Origin of the sequence: Salana multivorans, assembly GCF_003751805.1 — a bacterium.
GTDB classification, from domain to species: domain Bacteria; phylum Actinomycetota; class Actinomycetes; order Actinomycetales; family Beutenbergiaceae; genus Salana; species Salana multivorans.
Window position 1 is genome coordinate 179041 of the sequence record NZ_RKHQ01000001.1, and the last position, 19327, is coordinate 198367.

20 protein-coding genes are annotated in these 19327 nt (G+C 75.0%); 5 read left to right on the forward strand and 15 right to left on the reverse strand.

The window, feature by feature from the left end; translation table 11 throughout:
- Positions 1-7 precede the first annotated feature (7 nt).
- Positions 8-1000: a DUF8094 domain-containing protein gene (locus EDD28_RS00965; protein ID WP_148059503.1), complete on the reverse strand. Its 993-nt coding sequence runs from the start codon at positions 998-1000 to the stop codon at positions 8-10.
- Positions 997-2394, reverse strand: a complete 1398-nt coding sequence (locus EDD28_RS00970) for a hypothetical protein (protein WP_123737926.1) — start codon at positions 2392-2394, stop codon at positions 997-999. The genes EDD28_RS00965 and EDD28_RS00970 overlap by 4 nt, the downstream gene beginning before the upstream one ends.
- Positions 2395-2558: 164 nt before the next feature.
- On the opposite strand from EDD28_RS00970, the gene EDD28_RS00975 reads away from it, so the two are divergent.
- Positions 2559-4049: a DivIVA domain-containing protein gene (locus EDD28_RS00975; RefSeq protein WP_123737927.1), complete on the forward strand. Its 1491-nt coding sequence runs from the start codon at positions 2559-2561 to the stop codon at positions 4047-4049.
- A gap of 10 nt (positions 4050-4059) precedes the next feature.
- A complete protein-coding gene (locus EDD28_RS00980; protein WP_123737928.1) occupies positions 4060-4485 on the forward strand; it encodes a hypothetical protein in 426 nt (141 codons plus the stop codon).
- 34 nt (positions 4486-4519) lie between these two features.
- On the opposite strand, the gene EDD28_RS00985 is transcribed toward EDD28_RS00980, so the two are convergent.
- Positions 4520-5236, reverse strand: a complete 717-nt coding sequence (locus tag EDD28_RS00985) for a response regulator (RefSeq protein WP_123737929.1) — start codon at positions 5234-5236, stop codon at positions 4520-4522.
- Complete coding sequence (locus EDD28_RS00990) at positions 5233-6516, reverse strand: sensor histidine kinase (RefSeq protein ID WP_123737930.1); 1284 nt, start codon at positions 6514-6516, stop codon at positions 5233-5235. Before EDD28_RS00990 ends, EDD28_RS00985 begins: the two co-directional genes overlap by 4 nt.
- Before the next feature lie 204 nt (positions 6517-6720).
- Between EDD28_RS00990 and EDD28_RS00995 the strand changes: the two genes are divergently transcribed.
- On the forward strand, positions 6721-7785 hold the full coding sequence (locus EDD28_RS00995; RefSeq protein ID WP_148059504.1) for a hypothetical protein: 1065 nt from the start codon (positions 6721-6723) through the stop codon (positions 7783-7785).
- Positions 7786-7811: 26 nt separating this feature from the next.
- Here the strand turns inward: EDD28_RS00995 and EDD28_RS01000 are convergent, their stop codons facing one another.
- The 3 genes from EDD28_RS01000 to EDD28_RS01010 are packed head-to-tail and all read right to left on the reverse strand — an operon-like array spanning position 7812 to position 10491.
- The gene (locus EDD28_RS01000) at positions 7812-8894 is read right to left on the reverse strand and encodes a hypothetical protein (RefSeq protein ID WP_148059505.1); all 1083 of its coding nucleotides are present in this window, start codon (positions 8892-8894) and stop codon (positions 7812-7814) included.
- Positions 8891-9700: an alpha/beta fold hydrolase gene (locus tag EDD28_RS01005; protein ID WP_123737933.1), complete on the reverse strand. Its 810-nt coding sequence runs from the start codon at positions 9698-9700 to the stop codon at positions 8891-8893. Before EDD28_RS01005 ends, EDD28_RS01000 begins: the two co-directional genes overlap by 4 nt.
- A 14-nt stretch (positions 9701-9714) precedes the next feature.
- The gene (locus tag EDD28_RS01010) at positions 9715-10491 is read right to left on the reverse strand and encodes an alpha/beta hydrolase (protein WP_123737934.1); all 777 of its coding nucleotides are present in this window, start codon (positions 10489-10491) and stop codon (positions 9715-9717) included.
- A 46-nt stretch (positions 10492-10537) separates the two neighbouring features.
- Here EDD28_RS01010 and EDD28_RS01015 point away from each other — a divergent pair, with 46 nt between their 5' ends.
- Complete coding sequence (locus tag EDD28_RS01015; RefSeq protein ID WP_123737935.1) at positions 10538-11794, forward strand: FAD-binding protein; 1257 nt, start codon at positions 10538-10540, stop codon at positions 11792-11794.
- 4 nt (positions 11795-11798) lie between these two features.
- Here the strand turns inward: EDD28_RS01015 and EDD28_RS01020 are convergent, their stop codons facing one another.
- The 4 genes from EDD28_RS01020 to nucS all read right to left on the reverse strand — a co-directional run bounded on the left by EDD28_RS01020 (position 11799) and on the right by nucS (position 15438).
- Positions 11799-12500, reverse strand: coding sequence for a VOC family protein (locus tag EDD28_RS01020; RefSeq protein ID WP_123737936.1), 702 nt, complete (start codon positions 12498-12500; stop codon positions 11799-11801).
- A 54-nt stretch (positions 12501-12554) separates the two neighbouring features.
- Complete coding sequence (locus EDD28_RS01025) at positions 12555-14231, reverse strand: ABC-F family ATP-binding cassette domain-containing protein (RefSeq protein ID WP_123737937.1); 1677 nt, start codon at positions 14229-14231, stop codon at positions 12555-12557.
- Between the two features lie 83 nt (positions 14232-14314).
- A complete protein-coding gene (locus EDD28_RS01030) occupies positions 14315-14623 on the reverse strand; it encodes a hypothetical protein (RefSeq protein ID WP_123737938.1) in 309 nt (102 codons plus the stop codon).
- 50 nt (positions 14624-14673) lie between these two features.
- Positions 14674-15438: an endonuclease NucS gene (nucS, locus tag EDD28_RS01035; RefSeq protein WP_123737939.1), complete on the reverse strand. Its 765-nt coding sequence runs from the start codon at positions 15436-15438 to the stop codon at positions 14674-14676.
- A gap of 126 nt (positions 15439-15564) precedes the next feature.
- Here nucS and EDD28_RS01040 point away from each other — a divergent pair, with 126 nt between their 5' ends.
- Positions 15565-16110 (forward strand): GNAT family N-acetyltransferase, encoded by a 546-nt coding sequence (locus EDD28_RS01040; protein WP_123737940.1) that lies wholly within the window; start codon positions 15565-15567, stop codon positions 16108-16110.
- Between the two features lie 37 nt (positions 16111-16147).
- Here the strand turns inward: EDD28_RS01040 and EDD28_RS01045 are convergent, their stop codons facing one another.
- The 4 genes from EDD28_RS01045 to EDD28_RS01060 form a co-directional block, all read right to left on the reverse strand.
- Complete coding sequence (locus tag EDD28_RS01045) at positions 16148-16594, reverse strand: DUF2550 family protein (protein WP_123737941.1); 447 nt, start codon at positions 16592-16594, stop codon at positions 16148-16150.
- A gap of 74 nt (positions 16595-16668) precedes the next feature.
- The gene (locus EDD28_RS01050) at positions 16669-16920 is read right to left on the reverse strand and encodes a F0F1 ATP synthase subunit epsilon (RefSeq protein WP_123737942.1); all 252 of its coding nucleotides are present in this window, start codon (positions 16918-16920) and stop codon (positions 16669-16671) included.
- Entirely contained in the window at positions 16920-18392 is a 1473-nt protein-coding gene (atpD, locus tag EDD28_RS01055) for a F0F1 ATP synthase subunit beta (RefSeq protein ID WP_123737943.1), read from the reverse strand. Before atpD ends, EDD28_RS01050 begins: the two co-directional genes overlap by 1 nt.
- A 44-nt stretch (positions 18393-18436) precedes the next feature.
- The gene (locus tag EDD28_RS01060) at positions 18437-19327 is read right to left on the reverse strand and encodes a F0F1 ATP synthase subunit gamma (RefSeq protein WP_123737944.1); all 891 of its coding nucleotides are present in this window, start codon (positions 19325-19327) and stop codon (positions 18437-18439) included.

The window sequence follows — 19327 nt, forward strand, 5'->3', positions numbered from 1 at the left end:
CCCGGGTCTACTCGACCCGCTCGGCCCCCGTCATGACGCGCTCGGCGCCGACGAGCTGAATGAGGTCCTCGCTGCCGGCCGGCGGGATGTAGAGCGTGACCATCGTCTTGTAGGTCCCGGTGACGGCGGCGTCGACGGGGTCTCCCCCGACGAACCACGCCCACTCGCCGCCGAGGTTGAGCTTGGCGCCGTCGATCGTCTTGCGCATCGTCATGACCGTGTCGAGCGTGCCCATGACGAGCGCCCCGCCGTCGGCCGTCCCGACGCCGAAGACGATCTCGCCCGGCGTCCACTCCCAGCTCACCTCGCCGGCGGCCTCGGCCGCCTGCTTGAGGTCGGCGAGCTCCTGCCGCACGCGCTCGCGGTAGGGGTCGTCCGCGAAGTGGGCGCTGCCCTCGCTCTCGATGTCCGTCGCCGACGCGGCGAGCCACGTGAGGGCCTCGGTCGGCGTCGCGCTGAGACCGGCCTGGTCGGCCGTCACGGGGGCGGTCCCGACGCTCGCGGCGGGGAACGTCGGGGTGGTGGCGCTCGGCAGCATGCTCGACCACGCGACGAGTCGGTACGGGTCCCGCGGACCGTCCTGGACCAGCCCGAGGAGCAGGCGGCGGGTGTCGCCGGCCGTCGGCTGCGACACCGCGAGGATGCTGCGCGGCCAGCCGTCGGTCGCGGTCACGACCGTGAGCGCCGAGTCGGTCCACAGCTTCTTCGGACCGCTCTCGCCCCCGGAGACGCTGGCGAGGTTGTACTCGGCCCGGCGGAACTCCTGCGCCGCCCCCGTGACGCGCGGCGCGAGCAGCTCGGCGTCGCCGGCCGCGTCCGCCTCGAGGATCGTCAGCTCGACGTCGTCGAGGATCTCCTGCGCGTGCTCCTCCGTGACCGCCGGCGGGGCGTACTCGGGGACGGGGGGCGGCGTCAGCGTGGGGGCCGGCTCCTCCGAGCAGCCCGCGAGCAGCGCGGCCGCCAGCATCGCGCCGACGGCGGCCATCCGTGTCCGCCTCATCGTTCCTCCCCTCCCTCGTGGTGCGCTTCGTCGCCGTGCTCGTCGCCGTGCTGCTCGTGCTCGTCGCCGTCGCGCTCGGCGTCGCCAGCCTCGTCGACGTCGCTGGACGCCTCCTGGGAGTCGCCATCGGGCGGCTCCGGCGCGTCCTCGGTCTCCGAGACCTCGGCCTCGGCGTCGTCCGTCCCGGCGTCGTCCGCCTCGACCTCGTCCGCCTCGACCTCGGCCTCGGCGTCGTCGAAGGCCTCGCTCGCCTCGCTCGCCTCGACCGCCGCGCGCTCCTCGACGTCGGTGTCGTCCCCGGCGGCATCGTCGCCATCGTCGGCACCGGCGTCGCCGTCGGTCTCCTCGGCCGGGCCGACGCCCCAGCGGCGCCGCCAGGCCTCGCCGCGCGAGACGTCGGACGCGGCTCCGGCGGCCCCAGCCGCCGCTGCCCCGGCCTCACCGCCCTCCTCGGAGCGCAGCCAGTCGGCGTAGGCCTCGGGCGCGTCGGGCGACGCGAGGTCGTCGGAGGCCGGGCCGATCCCGGCGGCGATGACCTCCAGGTCGGCCGCCTGGCTCTGGGCCCGCAGCGCGCGCAGCTCGCGCCGGGTGAGGGTCGAGGGGGTCGGGTCGCCGGGCTCGCCGGCGGCCTCGGCGGCCGCTGCTCCCTCGGCGATGCTCGTCCGGACGGGCGCGTCGGCGTCGCCGTCCGTGACCCGGGACAGGATGACGGTGTCGCGGTCCTCGTCGACGGCCACGCCGGCGGCGCCCTGACGGCGGCGCTCCTTCTCCGCGGCACGCGCGGCCCGCGAGGGCCGGCCGACGAAGGAGGAGACCACGAGCCCGATCCCGAGCACGACGGCGGCGATGCCCGCGCCGACCAGCGGCATGAGGTACGGCGTGGCCACGTCGCGGTGCCAGGTGAAGGAGACGGTCGGCGCGGGGCCGTCCGTCCCGTCGCGCACCACCATGAGGACGGTGCGGTCCTCGGGGGCGCGGAAGTCCTCGAGCTCGATCGAGCCCTCGGCCTGCTGCACCTTGAGCCACATGTCGCTCACGGCCGGGTCCGGGACCTCCTGCTCGCCCTCGGTCGTCGTCGTGACGAGCTCCGTCCAGTCGGCCAGGTCCTCGACCCGCTGGACGCCCGCGTCGCCGATCCAGCCGTCGGCGTCGACGTCGCGCGCGGTCACGATCGTGACCGTCTGCGTCGGGTCGGCGGCCGTGACGGTGAGGTCGACCACCCGGTCGACGATCCCGGCGACCCCGGGCTCGACCACGACCACCGGGACGTCGGCGGACGGTGTGGTCACGGTCACGGTGTCGGACGTGCGCCAGGACGTGGCGGAGAGGACACCGAGCACGATCGACGCTGCGCCGAGGACGACAAGCAGGACTCCGAGCACGCGACGGACCACGTGACCTCCTCCAGTACGGACTGTGAGCGTCGAGGGCGTGGCGCGATGACCGGTTCCCTGACCGCGCACCAGGGTACCCTTCCCGGTCTAGGCTGGTCAGGTCGGGATCGCCCTCAACCCACCCATGCCGGGTCGATCCCCGCGCGACGGAAGGCATCGACCCCATGGCTGACGAGCAGACCGCATTCCCCACGGCCCTGCGCGGGTACGACCGCGCCCAGGTGGACCAGCACATCGCCGACCTCCAGCGTGTGCTCGCCGAGACCCGCCGCCAGCTCGAGGCGTCGGACGCCGAGGCCATGCGCCTCACCGGCCAGCTCACCGAGGCGCAGCGCGCGCTGAGCGAGACCGAGACGCCGACCTACGCCGGCCTCGGCTCCCGGATCGAGCAGCTCCTGCGCTCCGCCGAGGAGCAGAGCACCGACGTCGTCACGCAGGCGACCGAGCGCGCCACCAGCATCCGGTCGAGCGCCGAGGGCGAGGCCGAGCGCGTGCTCGCCCGCGCCGAGCGCGAGGCGGCCGACCGGCTCGCCGCCGCCCGCCGCGAGGCCGAGGAGGCGACGACAGCGGCCCACGCCGAGTCCGACAGCGTCCGCTCCGCCGCGACGCTCACCGCCAGTGAGCTCGTCGACTCGGCCGAGCGCGAGGCGCGCGGCATCCGCGCCGCCCTGACGACCGAGGTGACGGAGAAGCGGGCCGGTCTGGAGCGCGAGATCGGGACGCGCCGGGCCGAGGTCGAGCGCGAGACGACCGAGCTGCGCGTCGCGACGGAGACGCAGGCGCGCGAGCTGATCGCCACGGCGACGGCGCAGGCGTCGGCCACGCGGGGCGAGGCCGACGCGTACGCGGCCGAGGTCCGGCGGCTGGCCGACGCGGACGCCGAGGCCGCGCGCCGGTCGGCGGAGGAGTACGCGACGTCGCTGCGCGAGACCACGGCCGCCGAGGCGGAGAAGGTGCTGCGGGAGGCGCGCGCCGCCGCGGCGACGCTCACGGCCGAGGCCGAGGCGAGCGCCGCGGCCCTGCTGGAGGAGTCCGCGCGCGCCAAGGACGAGGGCGACCTGGAGATCGCACGACGCCGCGAGGCCGCGGAGAAGGAGCAGGCCGAGCTGTACGACGCGGCCAAGGCCAACGTCGAGCAGCTCCTCGCCGACGCCGACGCGCAGGTGACGCAGGCCGAGCAGCGCGTCGTCGACGCCATCGCGCGGGCCGAGTCCATCGCGACCTCCTCCGAGGAGAACGCGGCCCGCACGCTCGCCACCGCGCGCGAGCGCGCCGACCGGATCGTCGTCGAGGCGAACGAGCACGCCGAGGCGACGGTCGGCCGCGCCGCGGTCGAGGCGCAGCGCCGGCTCGACGCGATCTCCGGCGACCTGGCCGACCTCGAGCGGCAGCGCGACGCCATCACGGCCTACCTCGACGAGCTGCGCGGCCTGCTCGGCGGGACCGGCGTCGCGAGCAGCCAGCTCCTGGCCAAGGCAGCCGACGCCGAGAAGACGCTGCGGAAGGCGACGACGGAGGCGTCGTCGGCCGCGGACGACGGCCCGGACGACGAGCCGACCGACACCGAGGCGACGGACGCCGGCGAGCCCGACGACACCGCGGTCATCGACGCCGTCGACGCCCCGGTCGCCGCCGACACCCGCTCGCGCGGCTGAGGTCGGCGACGTGTCGGGCGCTGGCGCGGAGACCGGCGAGGACTGGACGGCGCGGCGCCGCGAGGCGGCCGCCGAGCAGGAGCGCCGCCTGCAGGAGCGCAAGCGGGTCGAGTCGGCCAGGGCGCAGGCGATCATCGACGCCTTCCTCGCCCGCGCCGCGACCGACGCCGTACCCCCGGTCCCGCTCGTGGTGCGCGGCCGGCGCGGCGGTCAGGCCCGGACGTCGCTGACCGGCTGGTACCTCAAGACGGACGGCTCGGTCGCCGTCTCGACCCAGGGCGGCTTCTACGTCCTCATCCAGGACCTCTCGTTCCTGGAGCGGATGCGCGGCTACACGCCGCCGCCGACGGACCCGCCGCTCATCGTCGGCGAGGGCGGCGGCGACGGCGAGACGATCGACATGGACGCCGCCCTGGCCCGCCACCTCAAGTCCTGACGGATGGCCGCCGGGCGCGCCCGGTGCCGCGGCGTCACGGCGTCACGAGACCCGAGGAGTAGGCGAACACGACGAGCTGGACGCGGTTGACCAGGTCCAGCTTGGTGAGCAGCGAGCGGACGTGGCTCTTCACCGTCGCCTCGGAGCAGAACAACTCCCGCCCGATCTCGAGGTTGGACAGGCCCCGCGTCACGGCGTCCAGCACCTCCAGCTCGCGCGGCGAGAGCAGCGCGAGCCGCGGGTCCACCGCCGGGCACGCCCGTCGTGCCGCGACGTACCCCGTGACGACCCGGTGCGTGACGGCCGGGTCGAGCACGCTGTCGCCGGCGGCCACCCGCCGCACCGCCGTGAGCAGCTCGGCCGGCTCGGCGTCCTTGAGCAGGAACCCGCTCGCACCCGCGGCCAGCGCCCCCGCGAGGTAGTCCTCGTCGTCGAACGTCGTGAGCACGAGCGCCCGGACGCGCGCCAGCTCGGCGTCGGCCGTGAGCACCTCGATCGCCTCGATGCCGCTCATCCGCGGCATCCGCACGTCCATCAGCACGACGTCGGGCCGCTCGCGCCGCACCACATCGACGGCCGCCCGGCCGTCGCCGGCCTCCCCCACCACGTCGATGCCGGGGTCGTGGTCGAGGATGAGCCGCAGCCCCAGCCGGATGGTCGCCTGGTCGTCGACGACGACGACGCGGACGGGTCGCGTCCCCTCCTCCGCCGCGCCGCCGGGTCGCGTCGGGTCGGCTCCGGGCGCGCTCACGGGGCGCGCCTCGTCGTCACGGGCAGGTCCGCGACGACCCGCCAGCCCGCTCCCGCGGGGCCCGCGGTGAGCGAGCCGCCCAGCGCCTCGGCCCGCTCGGTCATGTGGCGCAGGCCGTTCCCGCCCGCGCGCCGCACGCCCGAACCGGCCGCCGGCCCCGCGTCGCTCACGACGAGTCGCGCGCGGTCGGCCCGCTCGACCGTGAGGGCGACGACGGCCTCGTCCGCGCGCGAGTGGAGGGCGACGTTGGTCAGCGCCTCCTGGGCGATGAGGGCGATCGCGGTCTCCAGCTCCTGCCCGAGCGGGTCCAGCTCGGGCGGCAGCTCCAGCCGGACCGCGAGCTCGGAGCTCGTCACGCGGTCGGCCGTGCGCTCGAGGACCGCGTCCAGCGAGGCCGTCGTCGTCGACATGGCGCCGGAGTCCTCCCGCAGGACCTGGACGAGCGAGCGGGTGGCCGCGAGCGCCTCCTTGCCCTCGCCGGCGATCCAGCCGAGCGTCTCGCGGGCGAGGCCCGGCTCGTCGACGTGGACGGCGGCCTGCGAGCGCACGACGATCGCCGTCACGTGGTGGGCGACGACGTCGTGCAGGTCCCGCGCGATCCGGTTCCGCTCGGCCGTGACGGCCCGCTCGGACTCCGCCCGCTGGAGCGCGACCAGCGCGGCGTTGCGGTCCTCCAGCTCGGCGCGGGTCTGGTCGAGGCGGCGGACCACGTGGCCGAGGGCGACGGCGACCAGCACGATGGCCTCGGCCTGGACCAGCCGGGACGGGTCGGAGAGGAGGACGAGGGTTCCGTCCAGCCCCGGCCACACGTTGAGCAGGTGCCAGTACCAGCCGGTCGGGCTGCCGTCCGCCTCGACCATCCGCCAGACCCAGGTCCCGACCTCGCCCGTCATCGTCCCGATGTACTGGTGGCTCGCGGCCGCCAGGACCGCGGGCAGACCGGCCGTCAGCCACGTCATCCGGCCGCTCCGGATGACGGAGAACGTGGCGAGGGCGAGCGGCCCGAGCTGGAGGATGGTGAGCAGGCCGGTGCGGAACACGACGACCGTCGCGACGGCGACGAGCCAGAACCCGAGCACCGGGCGCGCGCGGCGCAGCGCGATCGCCAGGGCGAGCAGGCCGCCGCTCCACCAGTAGATGGAGGAGCGGAAGGGACGCCAGCCGGCCTCGTGGAGCACCACGATGGCGAGCGCCCAGAGCAGGAGGACACCGAGGCCGACGAGGGCGTCCACCGTCCCGACGCCGAGGCGTGGGCGCCAGGAGGACCCGGTGGTCGACATGGCTCTCACGCTAACCGAGCGCAACGCGGCGCACCTCAGCCCTACGGCGGGAATGCGCCGCCGTCCCGGTGCCGTCCGCGCGGTCGCGACCGTCCCGGCTCAGCCCTGGGGCTGAGCATCCCCGGACCGGGGTTCCGCCGGGCGGACGGACGGGCTGACCGTCGGGCCGATGCCGCTCACCGCGCCCGGCGGTTGGCTGGGGGCATGTCCCTGCCACGACGAACGGCCCGGCCCACGCCCCAGCTCCCCCGCGTCCGGAGGTGCCGCGCGACCCGCGGCGTCGTGCTCGCGACGGCAGCGCTCGCCACGACGCTGGCGGCCTGCTCGGGCGGCGGCTCCGGTCCCGCCGACCCCGCCGCGTCCGGGAGCGCGGCGAGCGCCGAGGAGTCCGCCGCCACCATGGGCCCCGACGCGTCGGCCGGCGCGGACGCCGGCGTCGTCGACCCCACCGCCCCGTCCCCGCTGGAGGCGGCCTGGGCTCGGATCGAGGGACGCGCCGGCCTCACGCTCGAGGACGAGGTCGCCGAGGGGCGGGCACTGGCGATCGCCGCCCAGGACGCGATGGCGGCGTGCATGGCCGCCGAGGGGTTCGAGTACGTCCCGTGGCTGCCCGAGGGGCCGATCAGCGGTGGCCCGGGGATCGCGACGCTGCCCGAGTACGCGGGGCTCGACCCCGTCGAGCGGGCGCGGCAGATCGGCTACGGGTTCATCATGGACCGGCGGGCGGACCTGGAGGACCCGGTCGACATCGGGGTCGACCCCAACCTCGAGATCCGCGAGGCGCTGAGCGACGAGGGCCGCCGGATGTACGGCGAGGCCGCAGCCGGGTGCAGCCGGGGCGAATCGACGCCCGAGGAGGTCGCCCGGTTCCAGGACCCGGTCTACGTCGAGCTCCAGGAGGACACGGCGCGGGTCGAGGTCGCGATCTGGCAGGACCCGCGGGTGGTCGCGCTCGACCGCGCGTGGGCGGGCTGCGTCGCGGACGCCGGCTTCCCCGGGCTCGCCCAGCCCTACGAGACGATCAACCTGGTCTCCGAGCGCTGGGAGGAGTGGCGGCGCGCGCACGGGTCGGCCCCGGCGGCGGGGGCGGCCGAGCTCCAGGAGCTGGTCGACTGGGAGGTCTCGCTCGCCGTCGCGGACGCGACCTGCCAGGCCGACCTCGACTACGTCGCGGCGCACCGAACCGTCCGGGACGAGCACGAGTCCGCGTTCGTCGCGGATCGCGAGGACGACATCGCCTACCTCACCGAGCTGTTCGCGACGGAGTGACCGGTCGGCCACCCCGGGCTCGGCGCTCAGCCCGCGTGTCGGCGGTGCAGCGGGTAACCGGTGACGGCCAGGACGCGACGGCCCGGGTCGTCCGGCGGCAGGGTCTCGGCCAGGGCGAGCAGCCGCTCGACGTTGCGCCAGGGCGCCACGGCGAGCGCGACCGGGAACAGCGACGCGCACCCCTCCTCGCCGCACGCCGCCCGGAGCGTCTCCAGCGCCCCCGCGTCGTCGCCCTCGCGCGCGCGCCGCATCGCCTCCGCGAGCAGCGTGCCGTGCCGCGCCCGGCGCGACTGGGCCGGCATCCGGTCGAGGTCGAGCGGACGGCGGGAGCGCGCCCCGCCGGTCGTCGCCACGCGCACGGCGCGGACGCGGTCGCGCGCCTCCGGCGGCGCCCCCTTCGTCCGGACCGACGGCTCCTCCTCGAGCCAGGTCCGCATCGTCATCTCGGCCACGGCGACCCGCGCCGACAGGAACGCCGGGTGGGTGCGCACCCGCGAGGTCCAGTGCTCGCCGTCAAGGAGCGTCGCGCGCAGCCGGGCCAGCTCGGCCAGCTCCCCGCACGTCACCAGTGCGACGACGTGCGGGAGGACCAGGATCGGCCACGACGCCGGCCGGGGCACGACCTCGGCCGCCGCCGTCGTGTGCGCGAGGGCGCGCTCCGGATCATCGTCGTCGAGGCTCGTCCACGCCGAGCGGACGGCGGCGTGCACCACGTCGAGCTCGGTCCCCGTGGTCACGGGCGGGTCGAGGGCCAGCCGGGTCGACGGCACCTGCTGCCACGGCCGGACGCCGTTGAAGACGTCCGTCGCGTCCTCGAACAGGTCGAGGCTCGCGCGGACCGCGTCGGGTGCGCCCGGCGCGCGCCTCGCCAGCTCCGACAGCGTCCGAGCCTCCCGGTGCCGGTCGACCTGGACGAGAACGCCGAGGACGCGCAGCGCGTCGTCGGGCCGGACGGCCTCGAGCCGATCGGCGCACAGCCGGCCGACGAGGTCGAGCCACCGCGTCGCGCACTCCAGCGCCTCGGCGAGCCGGGCCCGACCGGCCGCCTCGACCGCGCGCCGGGCGAGGGCCGGCAGCCGCGGGACGGGATCCGTCCCCAGGACCGTCATGTCCCGGTGCACCGGCGCCAGAAGGTCTCGAGTGCGTCGGCCACGGCCTCCGGGTCCTCGGTCGCCGTCATGTGGCCGGCGCCGGGTATCACGACCAGCTCGGCGTCGCCGTCGTGCGCCAGGAGCGCGTGCACCATCGCCTCGGCGTCCGCCTGGGTCGACAGCGCGTCCTCGCTCCCGCGGACCACGAGCGCCGGGACCTCGAGGTCCTCGAGCACCTCGAACCGGGACGGCCGCGCCGCCATCGCCAGCTGGCCCCAGGCGATCCCGGCGTCGGGCGCCTCGGCGAGCCAGCTCCGGTGCCGCTCGACGACGTCGGGCTCGTTCGCCCTCGTGGTCTCGCCCAGCAGGACGTCGATCATGCCCGCGACGGCTTCGGCCCCCTCGCCGCGCTCGGCGGCCTCGGCGACGCGGTACCGGTTCGCGAGCGCCGCCTCGGTGTCGGTCCCCGCCTTGGTGTCGAGCAGCGCGAGACCGGCGAGACGACTGCCGTGACGCGCCGCGAACGCCATCGCGATGTAGCCGCCCATCGACAGGCCGGCGAGCACGACGCGCTCGAGGCCGAGGTCGTCCAGCACCGCGAGCAGGGCGTCGGCCGCGACGTCGAGCGACGGCTCCCCGTCCGGGACGTCGGAGGCGCCGAACCCGGGGGCGTCGGCCGCGAGCGTCGGGACGTCGCGCTCGCCGAGCAGCTCGACCACGTCGTCCCACATCGAGGCGTCGAACGGGAAGCCGTGGAGCAGGACGAGCGGACCGGCGCCCACGGCGTCGGCCGCCTCGGCTCCCTCGTGCGTGACATCGGACATGGCGGCTCCTCTCCTCAGGACTCGGGCTCGGACGCGCTGGTGGTGGCCGCCGGCTCGGGGGCCGCCTCGCCGACCGGGCCGTCCCACTGCGTCGGCAGCGGCAGCGCCGCCGGGTTGACCACCTCGACGATCTTCGTGAGCACCCAGCGGACGGCGTTCTCCCCGACCCACAGGTGCTTCATCCCGGGGCCGTCGATCAGCTCGGCCTGCGGGATCCGCGCGAACCGCTCGCGCGCCTGCGCCGGCTGGAGGAAGTCGTCGTGCTCCGGGACGAGGATCCGCACCGGCTTGCCGAACGCGGCCCAGCGGTCGAGGTCGTCGTCCGTCGCCCGGTGCAGCGGCGGCGAGAGGAGGATCGCGCCCTCGATGCTCGGGTCGTCGCCGTGCATGAGCGTGAGCTCGGTGCCGAAGGACCAGCCGAGGAGCCAGCGGCGCGGCAGCTCCTCGAACTCCCCGTACTCCAGCAGCGCGTGGACGTCGTGCCGCTCGGCCCGGCCGCCGTCGAACGCCCCGTCGCTCGTCCCGCGCGGCGACGTCGTGCCGCGCGTGTTGAACCGGACGACCGCGAGGTCGGCGAGCGCCGGGAGGCGCCAGGCGGCCTTGCGGAAGACGTGCGAGTCCATGTAGCCGCCGTGCGTCGGCAGGGGGTGGAGCGTGAGGAGCGTCGCCACGGGGTCGCGGTCGAGGGGCAGCGCGACCTCGCCGACGAGGGTGAGGCCGTCGGCCGTGTGCAGCTCGATGTTCTCGCGCCGGGCCGGCAGGACGGTCAGGGCGCCGATCTCGGTAGGCATCCGTTCCAGCGTAGCCGCGCCCGGTCGGGGGTGGCAGGGTTGGGTCATGAACGACGCCGACGTCCTCCCCTCCCCGCGCACCTGGGCCGGTCACCGCTCCTACGGCGGCCGCGGGCTCGTGATCCCCCGCACCCTGGAGGAGCTGCGCGCCGTCGTGACGAGCGGCGCCCCCGTGCGCGCGCTCGGGTCGCGCCACTCCTTCAACGACCTCGCCGACTCCCCCGGGCTGCTCGTCTCGCTCGAGGCGCTCGCGTCCGAGCCCGTCCTCGCGCCGGACGGCGCGACCGTCACGGTGAGCGGCGCGACGCGGTACGGCACGCTCGGCCCGTGGCTGCACGAGCGCGGCGCCGGGCTCGACGCCCTTGCCTCGCTCCCGCACATCAGCGTCGCCGGCGCCGTCGCGACCGGGACGCACGGCTCGGGCGACGCCATCGGCTCGCTCGCGAGCTGCGTCACGGGCGTCCGGCTCATGACGGCCGACGGGAACCTGGCGACGCTGCGCCGCGGCGACGCCGACTTCCCGGGGGCCGTCGTCGCCCTCGGCGCGCTCGGCGTCGTCGTCGACCTCGATCTCGCCGTTCGCCCGACCTACGACGTCGCGCAGACGGTCGTCGACGACGTGCCGCTGGGCGGCGTGCTGGCCGATCTCGACGCCGTCTGGTCGAGCGCGACGTCGGTGAGCGCCTTCACCCGGTGGGACGGCGCGTGCGCGCTGTGGCGCAAGCACCGCGTCGACGCGGGCCCGGTCCGGGACCTGTCGGGGCTCGGCGGTCGGCCCGCCGACGGCCCGCGCCACCCGATCGCCGGCGTCGACGCCGCGGCCTGCACCGAGCAGGGCGGCGTCCCCGGGCCGTGGTTCGACCGGCTGCCGCACTTCCGGCTGGAGTTCACCCCGTCGGCCGGGGCCGAGCTGCAGAGCGAGTACCTGCTCCCGCGCGAGGTCGCGGCCGAGGCGATCGCCGCGGCCGCGCCGGTGCTCGCCGACGTGCGCGACCTCGTCCTGGTGAGCGAGATCCGCTCGGTGGCGGCCGACGACCTGTGGCTGTCCGGGGAGCAGGGACGCGACACGATCGGCCTGCACACGACCTGGCGGCAGGACGTGCCAGCGGTCACGGCGGTGCTCGCCCGCCTCGAGGAGGTGCTCGCCCCCTACGACGCACGGCCGCACTGGGGCAAGCTCTTCGTCCGGCGGGACGTCGGGTCGCTCTACCCGCGCTGGGACGACGCGCGGGAGCTCATCGCCTCCTACGACCCGCGCGGGGTGTTCTCGGGACCGTTCCTCGAGCGGGTCGGCCTGCGCTGACCGGTCAGGGCAGCACGCAGAGCTCGTTGCCCGACGTGTCGCGCAGCACCACCCAGGGGTGCCCGAGCGCCCACGGCTCGGCCGCCCGCACGGCTCCGTTCGCGAGGGCCAGCTCGACGAGCTCCGCCTGCCCACCGGGCTCCGGGCGGACGTCCAGGTGCATGCGGTTCTGGCGCAGCTTGGGCCCCGGCTCCGGGCACAGCTCGAGCAGGGGACCGCGCAGGCTCGGGTGGCGCAGCGTCACCGGCCCGACGCCCTCGGCGCGCACCCAGCCGGTGACTGCCTGGTACAGCGCGGCGTCCCGCTCGGGGTCGGAGCTGTCGAGGGGCAGCGCGGCGATCGGCCCGGTGTCCCGGTAGGCCGGCCGCTCCTCCATGACGCAGAAGGCGTTGCCGTCCGGGTCGGCGAGCACCACCCACGGCACGTCGCCCTGACCGATGTCGAGGCGCCGGGCGCCCAGCCCGACCAGCCGCTCGACGACCTCCTCCTGCCGCTGCCCGCCCGCCAGGTCGAGGTGCAGCCGCCAGCCCGGCGGCGGTGCCTCGTCGACCCGCTCGATGCACAGGTCGAGCCACATCTCGCCGACGGTCAGCCGGCCCTCGTACAGGTCCGCCTCCAGCGTGAGGTCGGCCAGACCGAGCGCCGCCGACCAGAACGCCCCGGTCGTCACCGGGTCGCGCGCCTGCAGGACGATGTTCTCCAGCATCGCCCCAGCGTAGGACGGCGGGCCGGCGGGAGGGCGGGGCACCGGGACGGCGGGTCAGCGCCCGCTGCGCACGACGTCCCAGACCGGCTCGTCGTTCAGCGTCACCCGCCCGTCGCCGTCGAACACGACGAACCGGTCGAGCGACCTCGCGAACCAGCGGTCGTGCGTCACGGCGACCACGGTGCCCTCGAACGCCTCGAGGCCGGCCTCCAGCGCCTCGACCGAGTCGAGGTCCAGGTTGTCGGTCGGCTCGTCGAGCAGGAGCAGCGTCGCGCCGGACAGCTCGAGCAGGAGTATCTGGAACCGCGCCTGCTGGCCGCCCGACAGCGTCTCGAAGGTCTGCTCGGCGCTCCGTGCGAGACCGTACCGGTCGAGCACGCGCGCCGCCTCGTCCCGCGTCCGACCGGGCCGGTGCGCGTCGCCGCGGTGGAGGATCTCCAGCAGCGTGCGCCCGGCCAGCGTCGGGTGGTCGTGGGTCTGCGCGAACCAGCCGGGCCGGACGCGCGACCCGAGCCGCGCCCGGCCGGTCGCGCGCACGGGATCGGGCCGGACGTCGCCGACGGGCTCGTGCTCGACCTCGGGGTCCGTGCCGCCGGCCGCGAGCAGCCGGAGGAAGTGCGACTTGCCCGTCCCGTTCGCGCCGAGCACCCCGATCCGCTCGCCGAACCAGATCTCGGCGTCGAACGGCTCGGTCAGGTCGTCGAGCGCGAGACCCTCGACGACGACGGCGCGCTTCGCGGTCCGTCCGCCGCGCAGGCGCATCGACACCCGCTGGTCCTGCGGGACGGCCTCGGGCGGTCCGGCCGCCTCGAACTTCGCCAGGCGGGTCTGCGCCGCGTGGTAGCGGGCCGCGAGCCCGTCGTTGTACGCGGACTTCGTCTTGTACATGAGGACGAGCGCCTTGAGCTTGGCGTGCTCCTCGTCCCACCGCCGGCGCAGCTCCTCGAGCCGGGAGTTGCGGTCCAGGCGCGCCTGGCCGTAGGTCGCGAACGGGCCCGGGTGCACCCACGCGGTGGCGCCGGCGGCCCCCGGCTCCAGCGTCGCGACGCGGGTCGCGACACGGCCCAGCAGCTCGCGGTCGTGCGAGACGAGGAGGATCGTCTTGCCGCTGGCGACCAGGGCGTCCTCCAGCCAGCGCTTGCCGGGCACGTCGAGGTAGTTGTCCGGCTCGTCGAGCAGGAGCACCTCGTCGGTGCCGCGCAGGAGCGCCTCCAGCACGATCCGCTTCTGCTCCCCGCCGCTGAGCGTCGAGACCCGGCGGTAGGCGGCGCGCTCGAACGGCAGCGCCATCGCGGACGTCGTGCAGCGGTCCCACGTCGTCTCGATCTCGTACCCGCCGACGTCGGCCCAGTCCGCGAGGGCCTGCGCGTACGCGAGCTGGGTCCGCTCGTCGTCGGCGACGAGCATCGCCTCCTCCGTCGCGTCGACGGCCCGGCCGGCGCGGCGGACCGGGTCGGGCGCGACGGACAGGAGCAGGTCGCGCACCGTCGTGTCGTCGCGGACGGAGCCGATGAACTGGCGCATGACGCCGAGGCCGCCGCTGCGGGTGACCGCGCCGGCGTCGGCCGGCAGGTCGCCGGCGACGATCCGCAGGAGCGTGGTCTTGCCGGTCCCGTTCGGTCCGACGAGCGCCATCCGGTGCCCCTCGCCGACCCGGAGGTCGACGCCGCCGAGGAGCGGACGACCGTCCGGCAGGGAGTACGTGATGCCGGCGAGGTCGAGGTGGCCCATGCCCTCACCCTGCCGCAAGCGGTCCGGCCCCGGCCAGTCCATTTCGCCGAGGACGACCGGGCGCGGTGCCGACGAGGACCGGCTCAGCGCCGCCGAGTGGGTCGCCGCCCCGAGCGCCAGCAGGACGTGTGCCAGTGCCGCCGGTCAGCGAGGCCGGCCTCGGCGCCGAGCAGGTGGTCGGCCGGCCACGCCACGACGTGCGGCGTCCCCGCGAGGACGAGCTGGTCGCAGCCCGGGCAGCGGTAGTCCCTGTCGCTGCCGCCGACGGACCGCACCCGCCACTCGCGCCCGTCGACCGACGTCTCGCCGCGCTCCCATCCCTGCGTCAGCCGGTCGACGTCCAGCGGGACGTGGTCGGCCGCGTAGTTGCGCTTGGAGGATCGTCGGGCCACCCGACCAGGGTAGACGCGAGTCCTCGGCGAGCGGGCGGGGCGCCCCGGCGTCAGAAGAGGCGGGAGTCCGGGTCGTCGATGCCGCGCATGGCGTCGTAGTCGAGCAGGAGGCAGTCGATCCCGCGGTCGGTGGCGAGGGTGCGCGCCTGCGGCGCGATCGACTGCGCCGCCAGCACACCGCGCACCGGCGCGAGCAGCGGGTCGCGGTTGAGCAGCTCCAGGTAGCGGGTGAGCTGCTCGACGGCGTCGATCGTCGCGCGTCGCTTGATCTCGACGGCGACGTGGCGGTGCGACCCGCCCGGTGGCGCCTCGGCCGGGTCGTCCGCGCCGTCGCCGATCTCGACGACGAGCGCGGGGGCGCCGGGCGCCCGGACCATGAGGTCGACCGGGCCGATCGCGGTCGGGAACTCCCGGCGCACGAGGACGTGGCCGTCGCCGAGCAGCGTGACCTGCTCGGCCAGGAGCTTCTGCAGGTGGGCCTCCACGCCGTCCTTGACCAGCCCGGGGTCGACGCCGAGGTCCTCGGACAGGTCGTGCGCCACGTCGTAGAGCGTGACGACGAGCTGGTCGTCCGACTTGGCGGCGGAGACCGTCCAGACCTCGCTCACGCCGTCGGCGGCCTGCTCGGCCGAGGGCTGCGCCACCCGGAGGGAGCAGGGCGGGCTCATCCAGTTGAGCGGCTTGTACGAGCCACCGTCGGAGTGGACGAGGACGCTGCCGTCGGCCTTGACCATGAGGACGCGGGTCGCGGCGGGCAGGTGGGCGTCGAGACGCCCGGAGTAGTCGACCGAGCAGCGGGCGATGACGAGACGCACCCGGTGATCCTACCCAGCCGGCCGTGGCCACCGGGCGGCCGACAGCGAGCGACGAGCGGTGGGCGGCGAGCGGTGGGCGGCGGGCGGTGGGCGGGAGGCGATGCCGCGGACCGGGATGATGGACCGATGGACGGAATCGTCGTGCGACCGGTCCGCGCCCACGAGTGGCGCGAGGTCCGCGAGCTGCGGCTGCGGGCGCTGAGCGACGAGGTCGCGGGGATGGCGTTCGGCGAGACCCTCGCGGTGGCGTCGGCTCGGCCGGAGCAGTTCTGGGTCGAGCGCGCGGCCCTGGCATCGCCGGAGGCCGGCCCCGACGCGGGCGTCCGGCAGGTCGTCGCCGTCACACCCGACGGACGGTGGGTTGGCTCCGTCACGGTCTGGCTCGAGCGCGCCGGCGAGCCCGACGTCGAGGGCGTGGCGATCCCTCGGTCCGGCGGCGGGATCGTCGGCGTCTACGTCGAGCCGGCCCACCGGGGGCAGGGTCTCGTCCAGCGTCTGCTCGACGCGGCGGTCGACTGGGTGCGCGAGCGCGGCCTCGACCGCGCGCGGCTGTACGTCCACGCCGACAACGTCCGCGCGCAGAGGGCGTACGCCACGGCGGGGTTCCGGCCGACGGGCGTCACGCTCACCGGCGGCGTCGGGGCCGAGATCGAGATGGCCCGCGACCTCTGACGCGGCTGGAGCCCGGTGCCGCCCGTGGGAGGACGGCCTAGAGGATGGCGCGGCGCAGCCCGGCCCCGGGCGGAGCCGACTCCAGCCAGGAGGCGAGGCCGGCGTAGGCGCCGCGGGAGATGCCGAGCGACATGGTCGACTCGGCCCCGGCGGCGTCGCGGACGCGGCACTCAACCTCGACGAGGGAGCCGCTGCGCAGCGGGCCGCGCGAGGGTCCGTCGCCCGCGTCGATCGGCCGGGCCGGGCCGAGGATCGCGAACCTCCCCCGCGCCCAGACGTGCCGGGGACGCGGGGAGAGCGAGATCACCCGGTACCAGCGCAGCTCGAGCGCCGTGTAGCAGGCGATGCCAGAGGCCCAGCCGGTCTCGTCGCGGATCGCGCACGGGAACGAGCCGACGCGTCGGCCGAGGGTGCGCAGCCGAAACCAGAACCAGCCGGCAGCCGCGACGAGGACGAGGAGCGCGACGATCACCGCGACGACCACGGGCGGCCCTTCACGTCACGTGCGCTCATTCCTGGACCCTACCCCCGACGGTGCCCGCGCTGACGAGGTCGACCTCAGTCGACGACGACCGTGACCCGGTCGCTGTCGAAGGACACGAACCCGCCGGGGACGTCGAACCTGGACGACTCGCCGTTCGCGTGCACGCGCACCGTCCCGGGGCGCAGGAGCGCCAGGACCGACTCGTGACCCGGCAGGAGGCCCATCTCGCCCTCGGCGGCCGGCACGCTGACGCCGCTCGCCTCCCCGGACCACAGCACGCGGTCCGGGGCGACGACCTCGACGGTCAGCTTTCCGCCGGCGGCCATCAGCGCAGCTCCGCCTGGATGCGCGCCCAGTTCTTCTCGAGGTCCTCGAGGCCACCGATGTTGAAGAACGCGGACTCGGGCAGGTGGTCGAACTCGCCGCTCGCGATCTTGTCGAACGCCTCGATCGTCTCCGTCAGCGGCACGGTCGAGCCGGCGACACCGGTGAACTTCTCGGCCATGTACGTGTTCTGCGAGAGGAACTGCTCGATCCGGCGCGCGCGGGCGACCGTGACCTTGTCCTCCTCGGAGAGCTCGTCGACACCGAGGATGGCGATGATGTCCTGCAGCTCCTTGTTCTTCTGCAGGATCGCCTTGACCAGCGTCGCCACGCGGTAGTGGTCCTCGCCGACGAACTGCGGGTCGAGGATGCGGCTGGAGGACGCGAGCGGGTCGACGGCCGGGTAGAGACCACGCGAGGCGATCTCGCGGGAGAGCTCCGTCGTCGCGTCGAGGTGCGCGAACGTCGTGGCCGGGGCCGGGTCGGTGTAGTCGTCGGCCGGGACGTAGATGGCCTGGAGCGACGTGATCGAGTGACCGCGCGTCGAGGTGATCCGCTCCTGGAGCTGGCCCATCTCGTCGGCGAGGTTCGGCTGGTATCCGACCGCGGAGGGCATGCGGCCCAGCAGCGTCGACACCTCGGAGCCGGCCTGCGTGAACCGGAAGATGTTGTCGATGAACAGGAGCACGTCCTGCTTCTGGACGTCGCGGAAGTACTCGGCCATCGTGAGCGCCGAGAGGGCGACGCGCAGACGCGTGCCCGGCGGCTCGTCCATCTGGCCGAAGACCAGGGCGGTCTTGTCGAAGACGCCGGCCTCCTCCATCTCGACGATGAGGTCGTTGCCCTCACGCGTGCGCTCGCCGACCCCGGCGAACACGGACACGCCGCCGTGGTCCTGCGCGACGCGCTGGATCATCTCCTGGATGAGCACCGTCTTGCCGACGCCGGCACCGCCGAACAGGCCGATCTTCCCGCCCTGGACGTACGGGGTCAGCAGGTCGATGACCTTGATGCCCGTCTCGAACATCTGGGTCTTGGACTCGAGCTGGTCGAAGGCCGGGGCCTTGCGGTGGATGGACCAGCGCTCGGTGACCTCGAAGGAGTCGGCGGGGACGTTGAGCACCTCGCCGATGACGTTGAACACCTTGCCCTTGGTGACGTCGCCGACCGGCACCATGATCGGGCCGCCGGTGTCGCGCACCTCCTGGCCGCGGACGAGGCCGTCCGTCGGCTTGAGGGCGATGGCACGCACGAGGTTGTCACCGAGGTGCTGCTCGACCTCGAGCGTGAGGGTCTGCTCGCTCGGCTCGCCCTCGCCCTGCCCCTCGAGGCGGAGGGTCGTCTCGAGCGCGTTGTAGATGTCGGGGAGCACGCCCGAGGCGAACTCGATGTCGACGACGGGCCCGATCACCCGGGCGATCCGCCCGGCACCCACGCCGGCCGGGGTGGCAAGCTCGACGGCTTCCTCAGTCATTGTTGGTCCTTCTCTTCGATCGGCAGGCGGTCGTCTGCGAGCTGTCAGCTGGCGAGGGCGTCGGCACCCGAGACGATCTCACTGATCTCCTGGGTGATCTCGGCCTGCCGGGCCGTGTTGGCCAGGCGGGTGTAGGTACGGATGAGGTCTTCGGCGTTGTCCGTCGCCGTGTGCATCGCGCGCTGGCGCGAGGCGAGCTCGGACGCAGCGGCCTGCAGGAGCGCCGTGTAGATCCGGGCCTCGATGTAGCGCGGGAGCAGGCCGTCGAGGACCTTCTCCGGCGAGGGCTCGAAGTCGTAGAGCGGCAGCGGGTCCTCCCCCACGGGGGTCACGCCGTCGACCACCTCGAGCGGAAGGATCCGCACGACGCGCGGCTCCTGCCGGACCATCGAGAGGAAGCGGGTGTAGACCACGTGGATCTCGCTCACCCCGCCGTCCTCGACGTCGGCCTGGAACGCCTCGAGGAGCGCCGTGGCCATCTCGTCGGCCGTGGTGAACTCCGGGGCGTCCGAGGTGCCGGACCAGGTCCGCACCATCGGGCGGCCGCGGAACTGGTAGAAGCCGATCCCGCGACGTCCGCTCACGTAGAGCTGGGGGTCCTTGCCCTCCTCCGTGAGCCGCGCCTGGAGCCTCTCGGCCTCGCGGAGCACGGACGCGTTGTACGAGCCGGCCATCCCGCGGTCGGCGGTGATGACGAGGATCGCCGCCCGGTTCGTGTCCGTGCGCTCGGACGTGAGCGGGTGCTCGATCGTCGCGTGGGTCGCGACGGCCGAGACGGACCGGGTGAGCGCACGCGTGTAGGGCGCCGCCTGCTCCGCGAGCCGGCGGGCCCTGCCGATCCGCGAGGCGGCGATGAGCTCCATCGCCCGGAACACCTTCTTGAGGGTCTGGGTCGATCGGATCCGCTGCTTGTAGACGCGCTGCTGACCTCCCAC